This is a genomic window from Halomonas elongata DSM 2581 (genome assembly GCF_000196875.2).
Classification (GTDB): Bacteria; Pseudomonadota; Gammaproteobacteria; order Pseudomonadales; family Halomonadaceae; genus Halomonas; species Halomonas elongata.
Window position 1 is genome coordinate 3,674,404 of sequence record NC_014532.2, and the last position, 16,764, is coordinate 3,691,167.

The window sequence follows — 16,764 nt, forward strand, 5'->3', positions numbered from 1 at the left end:
GCCCTGTTCATGTGGCCTCGGATACACATTACGCACCATTTGTTACCTTCCCACACAGCCTGTGCGCCATCTCGGGGCAGTTTGGGTAACACTGTCCCTGGGGCATCGAAGTGACAAAATGATGAAATCCAATAAGCAATTGAATAAAAAGGATTTACAAGCCATTGGCACAGCCTCTGCAACATTATGGGCAAGAAAAACAAATCCGGATGCTACCGACGGCTCCAACAACAACAATGACCGAACGCGGTGGCAGGACCCGAACCAACAACAACAAGCCCTTCGGGTCGAGACACTTGGGCGCCATGCCGACAACAAGAACAGCAACGGCGATGGGCGCAAGTCCTTCGAGGTCAACAACAACAAGAACTCGAAGCCGGAAATCAGGACGCGACGCACCGACAATCGGCCACCAACAAGAACAAGGGCCGTCAGGGTGCACTCCCGGTAACAACAACAAGCCACCGGGGGAAGGTATGCCAGGCATGCCGTCGTGGTTGGATTATTGTTTTGAATACGAGGCGGTCGCCGCCAGGAACGTCAATAAAGACAACAACATGCTTGCCTGAGACTCCTTGGTGACTGTGGTGCGTATTCAAGGCGATGCGCCATCACGAAGAAGAACCAGCAGCAACGGATGCTGCACCTTGCTTGATCCAGGGGAGGCCAACCGGCCTCCCCTTTCTACGTGCGTTCCATGTGCCGCCATGTCGTCCGATGCCCGACTGCCGAGGTGTCGACCATGGCAAGACAGGGCACAGGCATCGGGCCGAATGAGCCCTCGGCACTTCACGCACGACAGCGTCACGCTTTGCAAGGTGTCGGGTGTCCGCTACACTCAACGCTTTTCGTACTCTCCTTCGTACTCCCGCGAGTCGACATCACCGCATGATCAAAGGTTTTACCCGCTTTCTGCAGAGTCCGGGCGAGCATATCAAGTCACTGTTCGGCCCTCAGGATGCGCCGGCTGGAGACCCCGTGCCGCGCATCATTCCCCGCGATGAACACCCCGTATCGCGTCAGCACTTCAGTGACGCTGCGCTCAAGGTGCTGTACCGCCTGCACAATGCCGGGTTCGAGGCCTTCCTTGTCGGCGGCTGCATCCGCGACGCGCTGCTGGGCCGCATGCCCAAGGATTTCGACGTGGCCACCGATGCCACGCCGGACGAGGTGCGCGACCTGTTCCGCAACTCGCGCATCATCGGGCGCCGCTTCCGCATCGTCCACGTGCGCTTCGGTCGCGAAGTCATCGAGGTCACCACCTTCAGGGGCAAGCCCAACGACGATCACGGCGACCACATCGCCCAGCAATCCGACGACGGCATGCTGCTGCGCGACAACGTCTGGGGCAACATCGAGGAAGACGCGCTGCGCCGCGACTTCACGATCAATGCCCTGTATTACAACATCGCCGATTTCTCGATCCACGATTTTGCGGACGGGGCACGCGACATCGACGCCCGCACCCTGCGGCTGATCGGTGACCCGGCCACGCGCTATCGGGAAGACCCGGTACGCATGCTGCGCGCCATACGCTTCGCCGCCAAGCTCGACTTCAGTCTGGCTCGCGCCACCGAGGAGCCGATCGAGGAACTGGCCCCGCTGCTCCTGCAGGTGCCACCGGCCCGGTTGTTCGACGAGGTCCTCAAGCTGTTCATGGCCGGTCATGGCGTCGAAACCTTCCAGTTGCTGAGGGAATACGGGCTGTTCGCCATGCTGTTTCCCGAGGCCGACGAAGCCTTCGACGAGTTGCCCTGGGCCGAAGGCCTGATCGAGCAGGCTCTGGCAAGCACCGACAAGCGCGTTCAGGAAGAGCGACCGGTAACACCGGCCTTTCTGTTCGCCGCTCTGCTGTGGGGGCCCGTCCAGTTGCGCCAACGCGCCCACCAGCAGGACGGCATGCCACCGATTCCTGCGCTGCAGGCGGCATCGCAGCAGGTGGTATCTCGCCAGCTACAGCATGTCTCCATCCCCAAGCGCTTCAGCCTGCCGATGCGCGATATCTGGGACCTCCAACAGCGACTGCCCTCGCGCCGCGGCAAGCGCGTCTTTCAGACTCGCGACCATCCACGCTTCCGTGCCGCCTACGACTTTCTGTTGCTGCGCGAGGCCGCCGGAGAGATCGAGCCCGGGCTCGGCGACTGGTGGACCGCGTTTCAGCAGGCCGATGAGCACGAGCAGCGTCGCCTGCTGGGCAAGGTCGACGCCGACCCGGCCGGCACCCCGGCACCACGCAAGCGGCGCCGTCGGCGGCGGCGCAAGCCTCGCAATCCCGACGACAACAACACATGAGCCTTGCCTGGATCGGTCTCGGCAGCAACCTGGACGTGCCGAGCGCCCATGTCGAACGCGCCCTGGACGAGCTGGACGGCTTGCCACTGACCCGACGCTGCGACGCCTCCTCGCTCTATGCCACGCGGCCCGTCGGCCCGGCGGATCAGCCGGACTTCGTCAATGCCGTGGCCCGGCTGGAGACTCGCCTGTCGCCCCTGGCCCTGCTCGATCAGCTACAGGCCCTCGAGCAGCGCCATGGTCGAATCCGCGGACAACGCTGGGGCCCTCGCACCCTGGATCTGGACCTGTTGCTCTTCGATGAGCAGCACCTCGTCACCCCCCGCCTGACGCTGCCGCATCCGGAAATGACCCGGCGGGCCTTCGTGCTGGTGCCCTTGGCCGAGATCGCCCCGTCCCTGGTGCTGCCGGACGGCCGTGATATCGCTTCTCTGACTGCCGCCCTGTCGGACGAGACACCGCCTACGAGAATGCCTCCCAAGGTGTTACCCAACGCCTGACCGGCCCAAGCCGTGTTACCTATCGACACCCCAACCGGATTCAGGTAACAATCACCGGTTACACATGGCCCCGGGCCCCGCCGGTCGGCCGACAACACAACGAGAGCACGCCATGAAAACCGTCACCCTGAGCACGCTGCAGGCCCACAAGCGCGCCGGTGAAGCCTTCAGCTGCCTGACCGCCTACGACACCACCTTCGCCCATGCCGCCAGCGATGCCGGCATCGAGGTCCTGCTGGTCGGAGATTCCCTGGGCATGGTGCTGCAGGGACATTCCAGCACCCTGCCGGTGACCCTCGACGACATGCGTTACCACACCCGCTGCGTGGCCCGGGGCAAGGGCGCCAGCCTGCTGATGGTCGACCTGCCCTTCATGAGCAACGCCACCACCGAGCGCCTGCTCGAGGATGCCGGCGAGTTGATGCGCGCCGGCGCCGAGATGATCAAGGTGGAAGGCGAGGCCTGGATGGCCGAGGGCATACGCGAACTGACGCGGCGCGGCGTGCCGGTCTGCGCCCACCTCGGCCTCACGCCGCAGACCGTCCATCAACTGGGCGGTTACAAGGTCCAGGGCCGTGACGCCGACCAAGCCTCGCGCATCCTCGAGGATGCCCGCCGTCTGGTCGAGGCCGGTGCCTCGGTCATCCTGCTGGAATGCGTGCCCGCCAGCCTGGGACGCGCCGTCACCGAGGCACTCGACGTACCGGTCATCGGCATCGGCGCCGGTCCCGACACCGACGGCCAGATCCTGGTGATGCACGACATCCTGGGCGTGACGCCGGGGCGCAGCCCCCGCTTCGTGAAGAATTTCATGGCCGAGGCCGATGACATCGCGGACGCCTTCCGCCGTTATCATGAAGCCGTCAAGACGCGCCGTTTCCCGGCCGAGGAGCACTGTTTCTGATGCAATGCCTGCAGGAGATCCACGAACTGCGCGAGACCCTGGCGGGCCACCGCCGCGCGGGCCGCACCATCGGCCTGGTGCCGACCATGGGCAATCTGCACGAGGGCCATCTCGCCCTGGTCGCCGAGGCCCGTCGACGCGCCGACATCGTGGTCGCCACCATCTTCGTCAACCCGACGCAGTTCGGCCCCGACGAGGACCTGGATGCCTATCCACGCACCCTGGAAGCGGATCGGCAAAAGCTCGTCGAGGCCGGCTGCGACCTGCTGTTCGCCCCCGCCGAGTCCACGCTCTATCCGCGCGGCGGCAGCGCCCAGACCCGCGTCAGTGTGCCGGAGGTCTCGGAAGGTCTGTGTGGCGGTTCACGGCCGGGGCATTTCGACGGCGTGGCGACCGTCGTCACCATGCTCTTCAACCTGGTCCAGCCCGACCTGGCCTGCTTCGGCGAAAAGGACTACCAGCAGCTCGCGGTCATCCGGCGCCTGGTGGATGATCTCCACCTGCCGGTCGAGATCGTCGGCGTGCCCATCGTTCGCGACCGGGACGGCCTGGCGCTGTCATCGCGCAATGGATACCTGAGCACCGAGCAACGCCGCACGGCGGCCGACCTTCAACGCACCCTTCGCGAATTGCGCGATGCCCTGGAAGGCGGTGCGGCGATCGAACCCACCCTCGCCACGGGCCTGGCCCGCCTGCGCGAGTCCGGCTTCGAGCCCGACTACCTGGAACTGCGTGCCGCCGACCTCCGCCCGGTCGACGCCTCGACGCGCGACGCCGTACTGCTCGCCGCCGCGCAACTCGGCCCGGCACGCCTGATCGACAACCTGAGCCTGACCCTGCCGCGCTGAAGCGGGGCGCCAACAAGAGGAGCCCATCCATGCTCACCCATATGCTCAAGGCCAAGCTGCACATGGCCCGCGTTACCCACGCCGTGCTCAACTACGAAGGCTCCTGCGCCATCGACGGTGAGCTGCTGGACATGTCCGGTATCCGCGAGAACGAGCAGATCCAGATCTACAACGTCGAGAACGGGCAGCGCTTCACCACCTATGCCATCCGCGCCGAGGAAGGTTCCAGGATGATCTCGGTGAACGGCGCCGCTGCCCACCTGGCCAGCGAAGGCCAGCGGGTGATCATCTGCAGCTACGCCATGTACACCGACGCCGAGCTCGACTCCCACCAGCCGGCCCTGGTCTATCTGCAGGAAGGCAACGCGGTCAGCCATACCAGCAACGCCATTCCCGTCCAGCTGGCCTGAGCGAAAACGCCGCCGGGCATGACACCCGGCGGCGTCTCCAGAGACTCTCCCGCAATCAACGATTGCCGCAGCGCACAATGGTCGCCTATCCTGAAAGTCGGCACGTCCGCAAATTTCAGGAGTCATGATCATGTCAGAAGTGGTGATCGTCGCCGCACGCCGCACCGCCGTCGGCGCCTTCGGCGGCTCTCTCGCCGGCATTCCCGCCAGCGACCTGGGCGCCCACGTCATCAAGGACATTCTCGCCGGCACAGGCGTGGCCGCCGACCAGGTGGATGAAGTCCTGCTCGGTCAGGTGCTGACAGCCGGCACCGGCCAGAATCCGGCCCGCCAGGCGTCCATCAAGGCCGGACTGCCCGAGGCCGTGCCCGCCATGACCATCAACAAGGTCTGCGGTTCCGGCCTCAAGGCCCTGCACCTGGCCACCCAGGCGATCCGCTGCGGCGATGCCGAGCTGATCCTGGCCGGCGGCCAGGAGAACATGTCGCTCTCCCCCCATGTGCTGCCCAACTCGCGCAATGGCCAGCGCATGGGCGACTGGAAGGCCATCGACTCCATGGTCCACGACGGCCTGTGGGATGCCTTCAACGACTACCACATGGGCATCACCGCCGAGAACCTGGCCGAAAAGTACGGCATCACCCGCGAGGCCATGGACGAATTCGCCGCCGGCTCCCAGCAGAAGGCCGCCGCCGCGATTCGCGAAGGTCGCTTCAAGGGCCAGATCGTCGGCATCGACATTCCCCAGCGCAAGGGCGACCCGGTGCACTTCGACACCGACGAAAACCCGCGCGAGGTGACCGCCGAGAAGCTCGGCGCCATGCGTCCGGCCTTCAAGAAGGACGGCAGTGTCACCGCCGGCAATGCCTCGGCACTCAACGACGGTGCCGCCGTGGTAATGATGTGCAGCGCCGAGAAGGCCGAAGCACTCGGCCTCACTCCACTGGCACGCATCAAGGCCTACGCCAATGCCGGCGTCGATCCCTCGATCATGGGCATCGGTCCCGCCCCGGCCACGCGCCGTTGCATGGAACGCGCCGGCTGGAGCCTCGACGAGCTGGACCTGATCGAAGCCAACGAAGCCTTCGCTGCCCAGGCGCTGTCGGTCAACAAGGAGCTCGGCTGGGATACCGACAAGGTCAACGTCAACGGCGGTGCCATCGCACTCGGCCACCCCATCGGCGCTTCGGGCTGCCGCATCCTGGTCACCCTGGTGCACGAGATGATTGCCCGCGACGCCCACAAGGGCCTGGCGACCCTGTGCATCGGCGGCGGGCAAGGCGTGGCCCTGGCCATCGAGCGCTGAACCAACGACCTGCCGCTGTTTTCACCGAGAGACGATGCCCCGCTTGCCGGGGCATTTTCTATCGTGTCTTCTCGCCAACCACGCTCGCCGGCGTACGCAACACCAGTAGTGTGGCGACCAGGAAGAACCCGCCAGCCATCCAGGTCACACCGGGCAGGCTGATGCCGTCGACGACCCTTCCACCGACCATGGCGCCCAGGCCGATCGACAGGTTGAACACGAAGGCCATCAGCGCGGTGGCGGCTTCGGTATTCGGCGCCGTGCGCAGGATCCAGGTCTGAATGCTGACCGAAACGCTGCCGAACGCCGCTCCCCAGCCCATCAGCAGAGCCACGCCACCCGCCGGCTGAACGCCGAGCCACGGGAAGCTGGCGACGACCAGCAACAGCAGGCTCGGTATTGCCAGCACCGCGCGATAGGGGTGATAACCGGCGAAGGCACCGGCGGCCACGTTCCCGATGATGCCGGCTGCGCCGTAGAGCAGGAGCAGGTTGCCGATATCGCTCCGGGCGATGCCGCTGATCTGCTGCAGAATGGGGCTGATGAAGGTATAGGCGGAGAAATGGCCGACCACCACCAGGCCCGTGGCGATCACCGCCACCCGGACGCCTCGATTCCCCAGTTGCTGGCCGAGCATTCGCAGCCGTACCGGCTCGGTGGGCGGGAGTCGGGGCAGCCAGACCCACAATGCCAGGGCGGTCATCAGGCTCAATCCACCCAGGGCACCGAAGGCCACGCGCCAGTGGCTGTATTCCCCCAGCAGAGTGCCTGCCGGCACGCCCAGCACCGAAGCGGCGGCCACTCCGCCGAAGATCACCGTCATCGCCCTAGGCACCTTGTCGGCCGGCACCAGGCGCGGTGCGATACTGCCGGCGATGGCCCAGAAGCCGCCGATGCTCATGCCCACCAGCACCCGTGCGCCCAACAGGACCTCGAAGCTGTCGGCGAGCACCGTCAACGCGCTGCCGGCAACCATCAAGACCATCAGGCTGGTCAGCATGACGCGACGATCCAGGCGCCCCACGGCGACCGGCAGCAGCGGTGCCGAAAAGGCCGCCACCACGCCGGGAACCGTGACCATCAAACCGGCCAGACCCGGCGTCACGCCCAGTGACACGGCGACCTGCGACAGCAGGCCGATCGGCAACTGCTCGGCGGTGACCAGCAGAAAGATGCCGGCCATCACCGCGACCACGCCCCACCAGTGAGCGCCGGCCGTCTCCCGGGCACCGATCGTGCGAGCGTCTTCCATGATCCTTCTCCCTTGATGACCAAACGAAACCGCCCTCGCAGCTTGCGCTGCAAGGGCGGTTTGCCTCGAGCTTCAGCTCCGGGCTTTACAGCTCGGCGTCGGCCGCTTCGGCTTCGAAGGCCGCCTTCTCTTCGGGGGTGATCTCCTTGATGGTGAGCTTCACCCGGTTGCGATTGTCGATGTCGAGCACCTTGACGATCGGCTCGTCACCTTCGTTCAGGTAATCGCGCACGTCGTTGACCCGCTCGGGCACGATCTGCGAGATGTGCACCAGGCCATCGGTGCCGGGGATGATATTGACGAAGGCACCGAAGTCGGCGATGCGCACTACCTTGCCGCGATACAGCTTGCCGATCTCGGGCACGGCGGTGATGGCCAGTACGGTGTCGATGGCCGCCTTGGCCGCCGACTTCTCCTCGGCATAGATGCGTACGGTGCCGTCGTCATCCAGGTCAATGGAAGCGCCGGTATCCTCGCAGATCTTGCGGATCATGGCGCCACCCTTGCCGATGACATCACGGATCTTCTCCGGGTCGATCTTGATGGTGGCCATCGACGGCGCGTTCTCGGAGACTTCCTCACGACTCTGGCCGATCACCGTGTTCATCTGCTCGAGGATGTGCAGACGGGCTTCATGGGCCTGCTGCAGCGCCTGCTCCATGATCTCCTCGTTGATGCCCTCGATCTTGATGTCCATCTGCAGGGCGGTCACGCCTTCCGCGCTACCGGCCACCTTGAAGTCCATGTCGCCGAGGTGGTCCTCGTCGCCCAGGATATCGGTGAGCACGGCGAAGCCGTCTTCATCCTTGACCAGGCCCATGGCGATGCCCGCCACCGGCGCTTTCATCGGCACGCCGGCGTCCATCAGGGCCAGCGAGGAGCCGCACACCGAGGCCATCGAGCTGGAGCCGTTGGATTCGGTGATCTCGGAAACCACCCGGATGGTGTAGGGGAACTCGTCCTCGGAAGGCAACATGGCCTCCACGCCCCGGCGTGCCAGGCGGCCATGGCCGATCTCGCGACGCTTGGGACCACCCATGAAACCGGCCTCGCCCACGCAGTAGGGCGGGAAGTTATAGTGCAGCAGGAAGCGATCCTTGCGCTCCCCTTCCAGCGATTCGATCAACTGGGCATCACGCAGGGTCCCCAGCGTCGCCACCACGACGGCCTGGGTCTCGCCACGGGTGAAGATCGCCGAGCCATGCGTCTTGGGCAGGCTGCCGACTTCGATATCCAGGGGGCGCACGGTCTTCAGGTCGCGGCCATCGATACGCGGCTCGCCCTTGACCACGCGACTGCGCACCACGCGCTTCTCGAGGCTGGCGAAAGCGCCCTTGACCTCGTCGGCATCGAACTTTCCGTCCTCTTCGCCGGCCAGTTGCTCCACCGCCTCGTCCTTCAGGGCGGCCAGGGCATCCTGACGCTGCATCTTGTCGGTGATGCGATACGCCTCGCCGACCTTGGCTTCGAAGCCGCTGGCCATGGCGTCCTTGAGCGCCGTGTTCTCGGCGGGAGCCTGCCAGTCCCAGCGCGGCTTGCCGGCCTCGGCGGCGAGTTCCTGGATGGCGTTGATCGCCACCTGCATTTCCTGGTGGCCATAGAGCACCGCACCCAGCATCTCGTCCTCGAGCAGCTCGTTGGCTTCGGACTCGACCATCAGCACGGCCTTCTCGGTGCCGGCCACCACCATGTTGAGCTCGGAACTGGCCAGTTCCTCGACGGACGGGTTGAGGAAGTAACCGTGTTCCTCGGTGAAGCCGACACGAGCCGCGCCGATGGGACCGTTGAAGGGCACACCGGAAATCGCCAGGGCCGCGGACGTACCGATCATGGCGGCGATATCCGGGTCATGGTTGCGATCGGTGGAGAGCACCGTGCAGATGACCTGGACCTCGTTCATGAACCCCTTGGGGAACAGCGGGCGAATCGGGCGATCGATGAGGCGCGAGGTGAGAGTTTCCTTCTCGGTGGGACGCCCCTCGCGCTTGAAGAAGCCGCCGGGAATCTTGCCGACCGCGTAGGTCTTCTCCTGGTAATGGACGGAGAGCGGGAAGAAGGGCTGGGAGGGATTGACGTCCTTCTTCGCCACCACGGTGCACAGCACCACGGTGTCGTCCATGGTGACCATCACGGCACCGGAGGCCTGGCGGGCGATACGCCCGGTTTCCAGGGTGACGGTACTGCGACCGTATTCAAATGTTTTCTTGACCGGATTCACGGCGACTTCCTTCAACTTTTCGATTCATGTTCGGGTCGTTTTGACTCGGCGACCATTTTAGGTGTTGACGGTCGCGAGGGCCACCGGTTATGCGGCTCATCGGTCAAAGTGGTGGCCCGGATGTTGTTCCGTGAGTGCTGGCCACCGGCGATATCCCCATAAACGCAAAACGGGCAGCCCTGGGGCTGCCCGTTTCGAATGGCCTGCAGTGAAGAAAAGGAGGAATTCGCGTGATGAGCGATGAGAGGCTGGTCGCCGCCGGCGCGCAGGACCCGGAGTGTAGATGAAACTACATGAGGAGTCCGAGCACCGCCGGCGGCCAGGATCTCGAGCGCAGTAGCGAATTACCCTTTTCTTAGCGGCGCAGACCGAGGCGCTGGATAATCGACTGATAACGCTCGAAATCCTTGCGCTTCAGATAGTCGAGCAGCTTACGACGCTGGTTGACCATGCGGATCAGGCCACGACGCGAGTGGTGATCCTGCTTGTTGGTCTTGAAGTGATCCTGCAGGCCGTCGATGTTGGCGGTCAGCAGGGCCACCTGAACCTCGGGGGAACCGGTGTCGTTTTCACCACGGCCGTATTCGTTGACGATCGCGGCTTTCTGTTCAGCGGTCAGTGCCATCTGTCTCTCCAGTAAGCAATATGCCTGAATGATGAATGTCGGGGACCACGCATATTTGCAGTCCCCACGCCCAGCCCCGTCGGGGCTGGCTCATGCCGAGCCCGCCACGGCGGAACTCAGCAGGCGCCGGGGGGCGATATCCCCGGCCGCCGTCACCACGCCGAGGCCCAGAAAGGCATCGGCGTGATAGAGCCTGGTCAAACTGTCGGCGGGCAAGTCGCCCGCTTCTCCTGTCGCCGCCTGGCCGAAGCGCAGGCAACGGGCACCGGCAGCGCTCATGTCGCGGCGCGGCAGGTGCGCGACCAGCACATCGACCGGCAAGAGCGCCGAGTCCTGTGCCGCATCCTCGATCAAGCGCTCGAGAGCCTCGAGGCTCAACATGCCCTCGCTCTCGAAGGGACCTGTCTTGAGACGCCGCAGCTCACTGATGTGGCCGCCGCATCCCAGCGCCTGGCCGATATCTTCGGCCAGAGTCCTGATGTAGGTGCCCTTGCTGACCCGCACCTCCATCTCGAAGGCTGCCTCCTCGCATGCGAGGAGGCGCGCATCATACACCGTCACACGGCGCGCTGCACGCTCCACCGTCTTGCCCTCACGAGCCAGCTCGTAGAGCTTGCGGCCCTGATGCTTGAGCGCCGAATGCATCGGCGGCACCTGCTCGATCTCGCCGATGAAGTGCGTCAACGTCTCGCGCAGCCCGGCCTCACCGAGTGCCGGCACTTCGCGTCGCTCGACCACTTCGCCTTCGGCGTCACCGGTATCGGTCACCGTCCCGAGTTCGACCCGGGTGCGGTACACCTTGTCGGCTTCCAGCAGATGGCTTGAAAACTTGGTGGCCTCGCCGAAACAGATCGGCAGCAGGCCGGTGGCCATCGGATCGAGCGTACCGGTGTGGCCCGCCTTCTGGGCCTGGAACAGGCGTCTTGCCCGTTGCAGGGCATGATTGCTCGACACGCTCCGGGGCTTGTCGAGCAACAGCACGCCGTTCACCGGTAGTCCACGACGGCGACGCGCCATCAGTCGCGCTCTCCCTCGCCGCGCTCGTCATCGCCACCCTCGGGCTCATCGTCGTGGCGGTCGCGATCGTTCGCCACCGCCTCGTCGATCAGCGAGGAGAGACGCTGGCCACGCACCACGCTCTCGTCGTAGTGAAAGCGCAGCTCGGGCACATGACGCAACTTGATGCGACGAGCGATCTGGCTGCGCAGGAAACCGGCGGCGCGCTTGAGTACCGCCATGTTTTCCTTGATGCGCTCGGCATCCTGCTCGCCGAGCAGCGTCACGTGGACGTCGGCATAGCCGAGGTCACGGCTGACCTCGACGCCGCTGACGGTGACCATGCCCAGGCGCGGATCCTTGATCTCGCGCTGGATGAGGACCGCCAGCTCCTTCTGGAGCTGGTCGGCCACACGGTCGGTACGCTTGAACTCACGCATGGTCGACTCCTCGAGCGTTTAGAGCGTCCGCTCGACCTTGACCTGATCGAAGACCTCGATCTTGTCGCCGACCTGGACGTCGTTGTAGTTCTTCACGCCGATACCGCATTCCATGCCGTTGCGAACTTCGTTGACATCGTCCTTGTAGCGGCGCAGGGATTCGAGCTCGCCTTCGTAGATCACAACGTTCTCGCGCAGCACGCGAATCTTCTTGTGGCGATGAACGGTTCCCTCGACCACCATGCAGCCGGCCACGGCCCCGATCTTGGGTGCACGGAAGACGTCGCGGACCTCGGCCACACCGACGATCTCTTCCTTCCACTCCGGCTCGAGCATGCCGCTCATGGCCTGCTTGACCTCGTCGATCAGCTGGTAGATGACGCTGTAGTAGCGCAATTCCAGCCCTTCACGCTCGATGATCTCGCGGGCAGCGGCATCGGCACGCACGTTGAAGCCGATCACGATGGCCTCGGAAGCCAGCGCCAGGTTGGCGTCGGTACCGGTGATACCGCCCACGCCGGACGACACCACGGAAACCTGCACCTCGTCGGTGGACAGCTCTTCGAGCGCGCCCTTGATGGCTTCCAGGGAGCCCTGCACATCGGCCTTGAGCACGATGTTGAGCTTGGCAGCTTCTTCCTGGCCCATCTGGCTGAACATGTTCTCCAGCTTGGCCTTCTGCTGACGGGCCAGGCGCACCTCGCGGTACTTGCCCTGGCGGAAGTTGGCGACTTCGCGCGCCTTCTTCTCGTCGTCGAGCACCATGAAGTCGTCACCAGCTTCCGGCGTGCCATCCAGGCCCTGGATCTCGACCGGCATGGCCGGACCAGCCTCGTCGACCTGCTTGCCGAGCTCGTTGGTCAGGGCGCGCACGCGGCCATAGTGCAAGCCGGCAAGCACGATATCGCCCTTCTTCAGGGTGCCGTTCTGGACCAGCACCGTGGCTACCGGGCCACGGCCCTTGTCGAGCCGGGATTCGACCACCACGCCCTTGCCGGGCGCCTCGGGTACGGCCTTGAGTTCGAGCACTTCGGAAACCAGCTGGATCGACTCCAGCAGATCCTCGATACCGTCGCCGGAGTGGGCGGACACGTGCACGAACTGGGTGTCGCCGCCCCATTCCTCGGAGATCACGCCGTGCTGCGACAGCTCGTTCTTGACGCGATCCGGATCGGCGTTCGGCTTGTCCATCTTGTTGACCGCGACCACCATCGGTACGCCTGCGGCCTTGGAGTGCTCGACCGCCTCGATGGTCTGGGGCATGACGCCGTCATCGGCGGCCACCACCAGCACCACCACGTCAGTGGCCTTGGCACCACGAGCACGCATGGCGGTGAACGCCGCGTGGCCAGGCGTGTCGAGGAAGGTCACGCCACCGTGGTCGTCCTCGACATGATAGGCACCGATGTGCTGGGTGATGCCGCCGGCTTCGCCGGTCGCCACCTTGGCACGACGGATGTAGTCGAGCAGCGAGGTCTTGCCGTGGTCGACGTGACCCATGACCGTGACGACGGGCGAGCGCGTGATCTCGTCACCCTCGTAGGAAATGCCCTCGAGGACCTCGGTTTCCAGCGCATCGTCCTTGACCAGCTTGGGCTTGTGGCCCATTTCCTCGACCACGATGGCCGCGGTGTCCTGGTCAATGGTCTGGTTGATGGTCACCGCCGCGCCCATGGTGAACATGGCCTTGATGACTTCGTTGGCCTTGATCGACATCTTGTCGGCCAGGTCGGCCACGCTGATGGACTCCGGAATGGAGACCTCACGGACGATCGGCTGGGTCGGCTTCTGGAAGCCATGCTTGCCACCGCCCTGGCTACCGCCGCGACGGTTGCCGCGACGTTCGGCGCGCTTGGCCTTGCGGCCACCACGACGACGCTCCTCGCGATCGCCGCGATCCTCTTCGCGATCGCCACGGCCTTTTTTGCCCGCCTTGCCGCTGGCCTTCTTGACCGCGGCGCGACGCCCTTCGGTACGTCCTTCCTTGGGCGGTGCAGGCGCTTCCTCGGGCGCGGGGCCGGAGGTGTCGAGCTCGGGCACCGGAATCTCGGGCTCCGGATCGACCGGCGCTGCCTGTTCGGCCTGGGCCTGCTCCGCCTGGGCCTTCTCGGCCTCGGCCTGCTCGGCAGCCTGGCGCTCGGCTTCCTCGGCACGACGCTTGGCGTCCTCGGCCTCCTGAGCCGCGCGCTTGGCCTCGGCTTCGGCCATGTCCCCCACCAGCTGGCGCGGACCATGATCCTCGACCTTGGACTCCTCGGCCGGCTCTTCCTCGCGCTTCACGTAGGTACGCTTCTTGCGAACCTGCACCTCGATGCTCTTGCCGCGCTCGCCGGTATTGATACGGCTGCGGGTCTTACGGGTCAGGGTGATGCGGTTCTTCGCCCCCGAGCCACTGCCGCCGTGGCTCTTGGTGAGGTAATCGAGCAGCTTGCGCTTGTCCTCTTCGGACACGGCGTCGCCCTCGGACTTGTGCTCGAGTCCGGCTTCTTTCATCTGCTCCAGCAGACGGGGCACTTCACGCCCCACCTTTGCTGCAAAATCCTTAACGGTCATTTCTGACATTACGACCCTCCTCAGCCCGTGACCCGTGTTACTGTTCGCTCTCGAACCATGGCGCGCGGGCGGTCATGATCAGTGACGCGGCGCGCTCGTCGTCCAGTTCCTCGATGTCGGTCAGATCATCGACGGACTGTTCGGCGAGATCCTCCATGGTGACGATGCCCCGACTGGCCAGGATGAAGGCCAGATGACGCTCCATGCCGTCCATCGCTAGCAGGTCGTCGGCCGGCTGGGCGCCATCGAGCTCTTCCTCGGAGGCGATGGCCAGGTTCAACAACTCGTCCTTGGCGCGAGCGCGCAGCTCCTCGATGAGCTCTTCGTCGAGCTCCTCGATCTCCAACATTTCCTCCACCGGGACGTAGGCGACTTCCTCGAGGGATGTGAAGCCCTCTTCGACCAACAGACGTGCCACGTCGTCGTCGACGTCCAGGTGCTGAATGAAGTGCTCGACCAGGCTATCGATCTCCTGGTCGCGCTTGGTTTCCGCCTCGGCCTCGGTCATGACGTTCAGACGCCAGCCGGTGAGCTCGGAGGCCAAGCGTACGTTCTGACCGCTGCGGCCGATGGCCTGGGCCAGATTGTCCTCGCCGACGGCCACGTCCATCGCGTGGGCGTCTTCGTCGACGAGGATGGAAGCGACATCAGCCGGCGCCATGGCGTTGATCACCAACTGGGCCGGATTGTCGTCCCACAGCACGATATCCACCCGCTCATTCTGCAGCTCGGTGGAAACGGCCTGGACCCGCGAGCCACGCATGCCGACGCAGGCGCCCACCGGATCGATACGACGGTCATTGGTCTTGACCGCAATCTTGGCGCGCGAACCGGGATCCCGGGCCGCACCCTTGATTTCGATGAGCTGCTCGGCGATCTCGGGCACCTCGATCTTGAACAGCTCGATGATCAGCTCCGGACAGGTCCGGGACAGAATCAATTGAGCGCCACGCGCCTCGGGATCGACCTTGGTCAGCAGGGCGCGCACCCGCTCGTTCATGCGGTAGCGCTCGCCGGGAATCATCTCGCTGCGCGGCAGAAACGCCTCGGCGTTGTCGCCCAGGTCGATGATCAGGCCATCACGTGTCGTCTTCTTGACAATGCCGGCCACCAGCTCGCCCTCGCGCTCGGCATAGAGGCTCACGACCTCGGCGCGCTCGGCCTCGCGCACTTTCTGCACGATGACCTGCTTGGCGGTCTGGGCCGCGATCCGACCGAAGACGGCGTTCTCGATTCGCTCCTCGACCACATCACCCAGGCCCAGCGGCGGATCGCGACGCTCGGCGAAAGAGAGCTTGATCTGGGCGTCCGGTCCATCGAAGTCGTCGTCCTCGACCACCTCCCAACGCCGGAAGGTCTCGTAGTCGCCGGTGTTGCGGTCGATATGTACGCGCACACTGGCTTCCTCGTCCTCGAAACGCTTGCGAGACGCGCTGGCCAGCGCCGCCTCGACGGCCTCGAAGATCACCTCGCGGGGGACCCCCTTCTCGTTGGAGATCGCATCGACGACCGCCAGAATCTCTTTACTCATGACTTAGCCTCGCCAGAAAACCCGTCCTGTTGCACCGACATCACGCATCGAACCGGGGAACGATACGCGCTTGATCGATGCTCTCGATGGGAAAGCAATATTCCTCGCCGTCGAGCTGCAACAGCACCTCGTCGCCTTCAATACCGGCCAGCAACCCCTGGAACTTGCGGCGCCCGTCGAACGGCGCACGCAGCTTCACAGCCACCGTATGGCCCGCATAACGCTCGAACTGCTCGAGAGTGAACAACGGCCGATCCATCCCGGGCGACGACACCTCAAGCCGATACTCTCCGGCAATGGGGTCCTCGACATCCAGGACAGCGCTGACCTGACGGCTGACATCGGCGCAATCATCCACGCCCACGCCCTGCTCATGATCGATGAAGATCACCAGGCGCGAGTGCTTGCCCTGAGACAGATAGTCGATACCCCAGAGCTCGAAGCCCATGGCTGTCACCACTGGCTCGATCAGCGCGTTCAGCGCGGTATCCTTGGTTGCCATGGAAGAAAGCTCCTACAGCCGTTGCATCAGGCACCTGGCCAGGAGTGAACAGGAAAGTCAGGTGGCTGATTGGCGTTGCCTCGAGACAGCCGGCCGGTCTCGACCGACGGGCTGGCCGCTAACAAAAAGCCCCTTCGCAGGAAGGGGCTTTTACAAGAAACCTGTATACCACTTCGGCTCTTTGGCATGCCCCTAACATCGCTGCATGCCTGCCAGGAAGATGGTAGCGGGGACCGGATTTGAACCGATGACCTTCGGGTTATGAGCCCGACGAGCTACCAGACTGCTCCACCCCGCATCAATCTAGGTCGGTGATTGTATGCTTGAACCCTATCGGCGTCAAGCCACAATGGCACCGCTCCGCCAATCCTGCTACTGAGGCCGACA

15 protein-coding genes and 1 tRNA gene are annotated in these 16,764 nt (G+C 64.5%); 7 read left to right on the forward strand and 9 right to left on the reverse strand.

The annotated features are described in order from the left end of the window. The first annotated feature begins 118 nt into the window (after positions 1–118). The 7 genes from HELO_RS19235 to HELO_RS17185 all read left to right on the forward strand — a co-directional run bounded on the left by HELO_RS19235 (position 119) and on the right by HELO_RS17185 (position 6,260). On the forward strand, positions 119–451 hold the full coding sequence (locus HELO_RS19235; protein ID WP_157953432.1) for a hypothetical protein: 333 nt from the start codon (positions 119–121) through the stop codon (positions 449–451). Positions 452–888: 437 nt separating this feature from the next. Next, positions 889–2,292: a polynucleotide adenylyltransferase PcnB gene (gene pcnB / locus HELO_RS17160; protein WP_041602238.1), complete on the forward strand. Its 1,404-nt coding sequence runs from the start codon at positions 889–891 to the stop codon at positions 2,290–2,292. Next, positions 2,289–2,792: a 2-amino-4-hydroxy-6-hydroxymethyldihydropteridine diphosphokinase gene (gene folK, locus HELO_RS17165; protein ID WP_013333881.1), complete on the forward strand. Its 504-nt coding sequence runs from the start codon at positions 2,289–2,291 to the stop codon at positions 2,790–2,792. The genes pcnB and folK overlap by 4 nt, the downstream gene beginning before the upstream one ends. Before the next feature lie 112 nt (positions 2,793–2,904). Next, positions 2,905–3,696: a 3-methyl-2-oxobutanoate hydroxymethyltransferase gene (panB, locus tag HELO_RS17170; protein WP_041602239.1), complete on the forward strand. Its 792-nt coding sequence runs from the start codon at positions 2,905–2,907 to the stop codon at positions 3,694–3,696. After that, positions 3,696–4,544, forward strand: a complete 849-nt coding sequence (gene panC, locus HELO_RS17175) for a pantoate--beta-alanine ligase (RefSeq protein WP_013333883.1) — start codon at positions 3,696–3,698, stop codon at positions 4,542–4,544. The genes panB and panC overlap by 1 nt, the downstream gene beginning before the upstream one ends. A gap of 29 nt (positions 4,545–4,573) precedes the next feature. Then, on the forward strand, positions 4,574–4,954 hold the full coding sequence (panD, locus tag HELO_RS17180) for an aspartate 1-decarboxylase (RefSeq protein ID WP_013333884.1): 381 nt from the start codon (positions 4,574–4,576) through the stop codon (positions 4,952–4,954). Positions 4,955–5,084: 130 nt separating this feature from the next. Next, complete coding sequence (locus HELO_RS17185; protein WP_013333885.1) at positions 5,085–6,260, forward strand: acetyl-CoA C-acetyltransferase; 1,176 nt, start codon at positions 5,085–5,087, stop codon at positions 6,258–6,260. 58 nt (positions 6,261–6,318) lie between these two features. Here HELO_RS17185 and HELO_RS17190 read toward each other — a convergent pair whose 3' ends face one another. From HELO_RS17190 to HELO_RS17230, 9 genes are all read right to left on the reverse strand, one after another. Further along, positions 6,319–7,512, reverse strand: coding sequence for an MFS transporter (locus HELO_RS17190; protein WP_013333886.1), 1,194 nt, complete (start codon positions 7,510–7,512; stop codon positions 6,319–6,321). Positions 7,513–7,597: 85 nt separating this feature from the next. Then, positions 7,598–9,730 carry a polyribonucleotide nucleotidyltransferase gene (gene pnp / locus HELO_RS17195; RefSeq protein ID WP_013333887.1) on the reverse strand — a complete coding sequence of 711 codons (2,133 nt, stop codon included), beginning with the start codon at positions 9,728–9,730 and terminating at the stop codon, positions 7,598–7,600. Between the two features lie 355 nt (positions 9,731–10,085). Then, the gene (rpsO, locus tag HELO_RS17200) at positions 10,086–10,355 is read right to left on the reverse strand and encodes a 30S ribosomal protein S15 (RefSeq protein WP_013333888.1); all 270 of its coding nucleotides are present in this window, start codon (positions 10,353–10,355) and stop codon (positions 10,086–10,088) included. Positions 10,356–10,445: 90 nt separating this feature from the next. After that, complete coding sequence (gene truB / locus HELO_RS17205) at positions 10,446–11,372, reverse strand: tRNA pseudouridine(55) synthase TruB (protein ID WP_013333889.1); 927 nt, start codon at positions 11,370–11,372, stop codon at positions 10,446–10,448. Next, positions 11,372–11,791, reverse strand: coding sequence for a 30S ribosome-binding factor RbfA (gene rbfA, locus HELO_RS17210; protein WP_013333890.1), 420 nt, complete (start codon positions 11,789–11,791; stop codon positions 11,372–11,374). The genes truB and rbfA overlap by 1 nt, the downstream gene beginning before the upstream one ends. Before the next feature lie 18 nt (positions 11,792–11,809). Then, positions 11,810–14,353, reverse strand: coding sequence for a translation initiation factor IF-2 (gene infB / locus HELO_RS17215; RefSeq protein ID WP_013333891.1), 2,544 nt, complete (start codon positions 14,351–14,353; stop codon positions 11,810–11,812). Positions 14,354–14,381: 28 nt separating this feature from the next. Next, positions 14,382–15,875, reverse strand: a complete 1,494-nt coding sequence (nusA, locus tag HELO_RS17220) for a transcription termination factor NusA (RefSeq protein ID WP_013333892.1) — start codon at positions 15,873–15,875, stop codon at positions 14,382–14,384. 40 nt (positions 15,876–15,915) lie between these two features. After that, positions 15,916–16,377, reverse strand: a complete 462-nt coding sequence (gene rimP, locus HELO_RS17225; RefSeq protein WP_013333893.1) for a ribosome maturation factor RimP — start codon at positions 16,375–16,377, stop codon at positions 15,916–15,918. A 221-nt stretch (positions 16,378–16,598) separates the two neighbouring features. Continuing rightward, positions 16,599–16,675, reverse strand: a tRNA-Met gene (locus tag HELO_RS17230). Between the last annotated feature and the right edge of the window lie 89 nt (positions 16,676–16,764).

What these genes read in the sequence shown, in the direction of transcription:
- HELO_RS19235 (WP_157953432.1), top strand. Translation starts at nt 119, where the DNA reads ATGATGAAATCCAATAAGCAATTGAATAAAAAGGATTTACAAGCCATT.
- pcnB (WP_041602238.1), top strand. Translation starts at nt 889, where the DNA reads ATGATCAAAGGTTTTACCCGCTTTCTGCAGAGTCCGGGCGAGCATATC.
- folK (WP_013333881.1), top strand. Translation starts at nt 2,289, where the DNA reads ATGAGCCTTGCCTGGATCGGTCTCGGCAGCAACCTGGACGTGCCGAGC.
- panB (WP_041602239.1), top strand. Translation starts at nt 2,905, where the DNA reads ATGAAAACCGTCACCCTGAGCACGCTGCAGGCCCACAAGCGCGCCGGT.
- panC (WP_013333883.1), top strand. Translation starts at nt 3,696, where the DNA reads ATGCAATGCCTGCAGGAGATCCACGAACTGCGCGAGACCCTGGCGGGC.
- panD (WP_013333884.1), top strand. Translation starts at nt 4,574, where the DNA reads ATGCTCACCCATATGCTCAAGGCCAAGCTGCACATGGCCCGCGTTACC.
- HELO_RS17185 (WP_013333885.1), top strand. Translation starts at nt 5,085, where the DNA reads ATGTCAGAAGTGGTGATCGTCGCCGCACGCCGCACCGCCGTCGGCGCC.
- HELO_RS17190 (WP_013333886.1), bottom strand. Translation starts at nt 7,512, where the DNA reads ATGGAAGACGCTCGCACGATCGGTGCCCGGGAGACGGCCGGCGCTCAC.
- rpsO (WP_013333888.1), bottom strand. Translation starts at nt 10,355, where the DNA reads ATGGCACTGACCGCTGAACAGAAAGCCGCGATCGTCAACGAATACGGC.
- truB (WP_013333889.1), bottom strand. Translation starts at nt 11,372, where the DNA reads ATGGCGCGTCGCCGTCGTGGACTACCGGTGAACGGCGTGCTGTTGCTC.
- rbfA (WP_013333890.1), bottom strand. Translation starts at nt 11,791, where the DNA reads ATGCGTGAGTTCAAGCGTACCGACCGTGTGGCCGACCAGCTCCAGAAG.
- infB (WP_013333891.1), bottom strand. Translation starts at nt 14,353, where the DNA reads ATGTCAGAAATGACCGTTAAGGATTTTGCAGCAAAGGTGGGGCGTGAA.
- nusA (WP_013333892.1), bottom strand. Translation starts at nt 15,875, where the DNA reads ATGAGTAAAGAGATTCTGGCGGTCGTCGATGCGATCTCCAACGAGAAG.
- rimP (WP_013333893.1), bottom strand. Translation starts at nt 16,377, where the DNA reads ATGGCAACCAAGGATACCGCGCTGAACGCGCTGATCGAGCCAGTGGTG.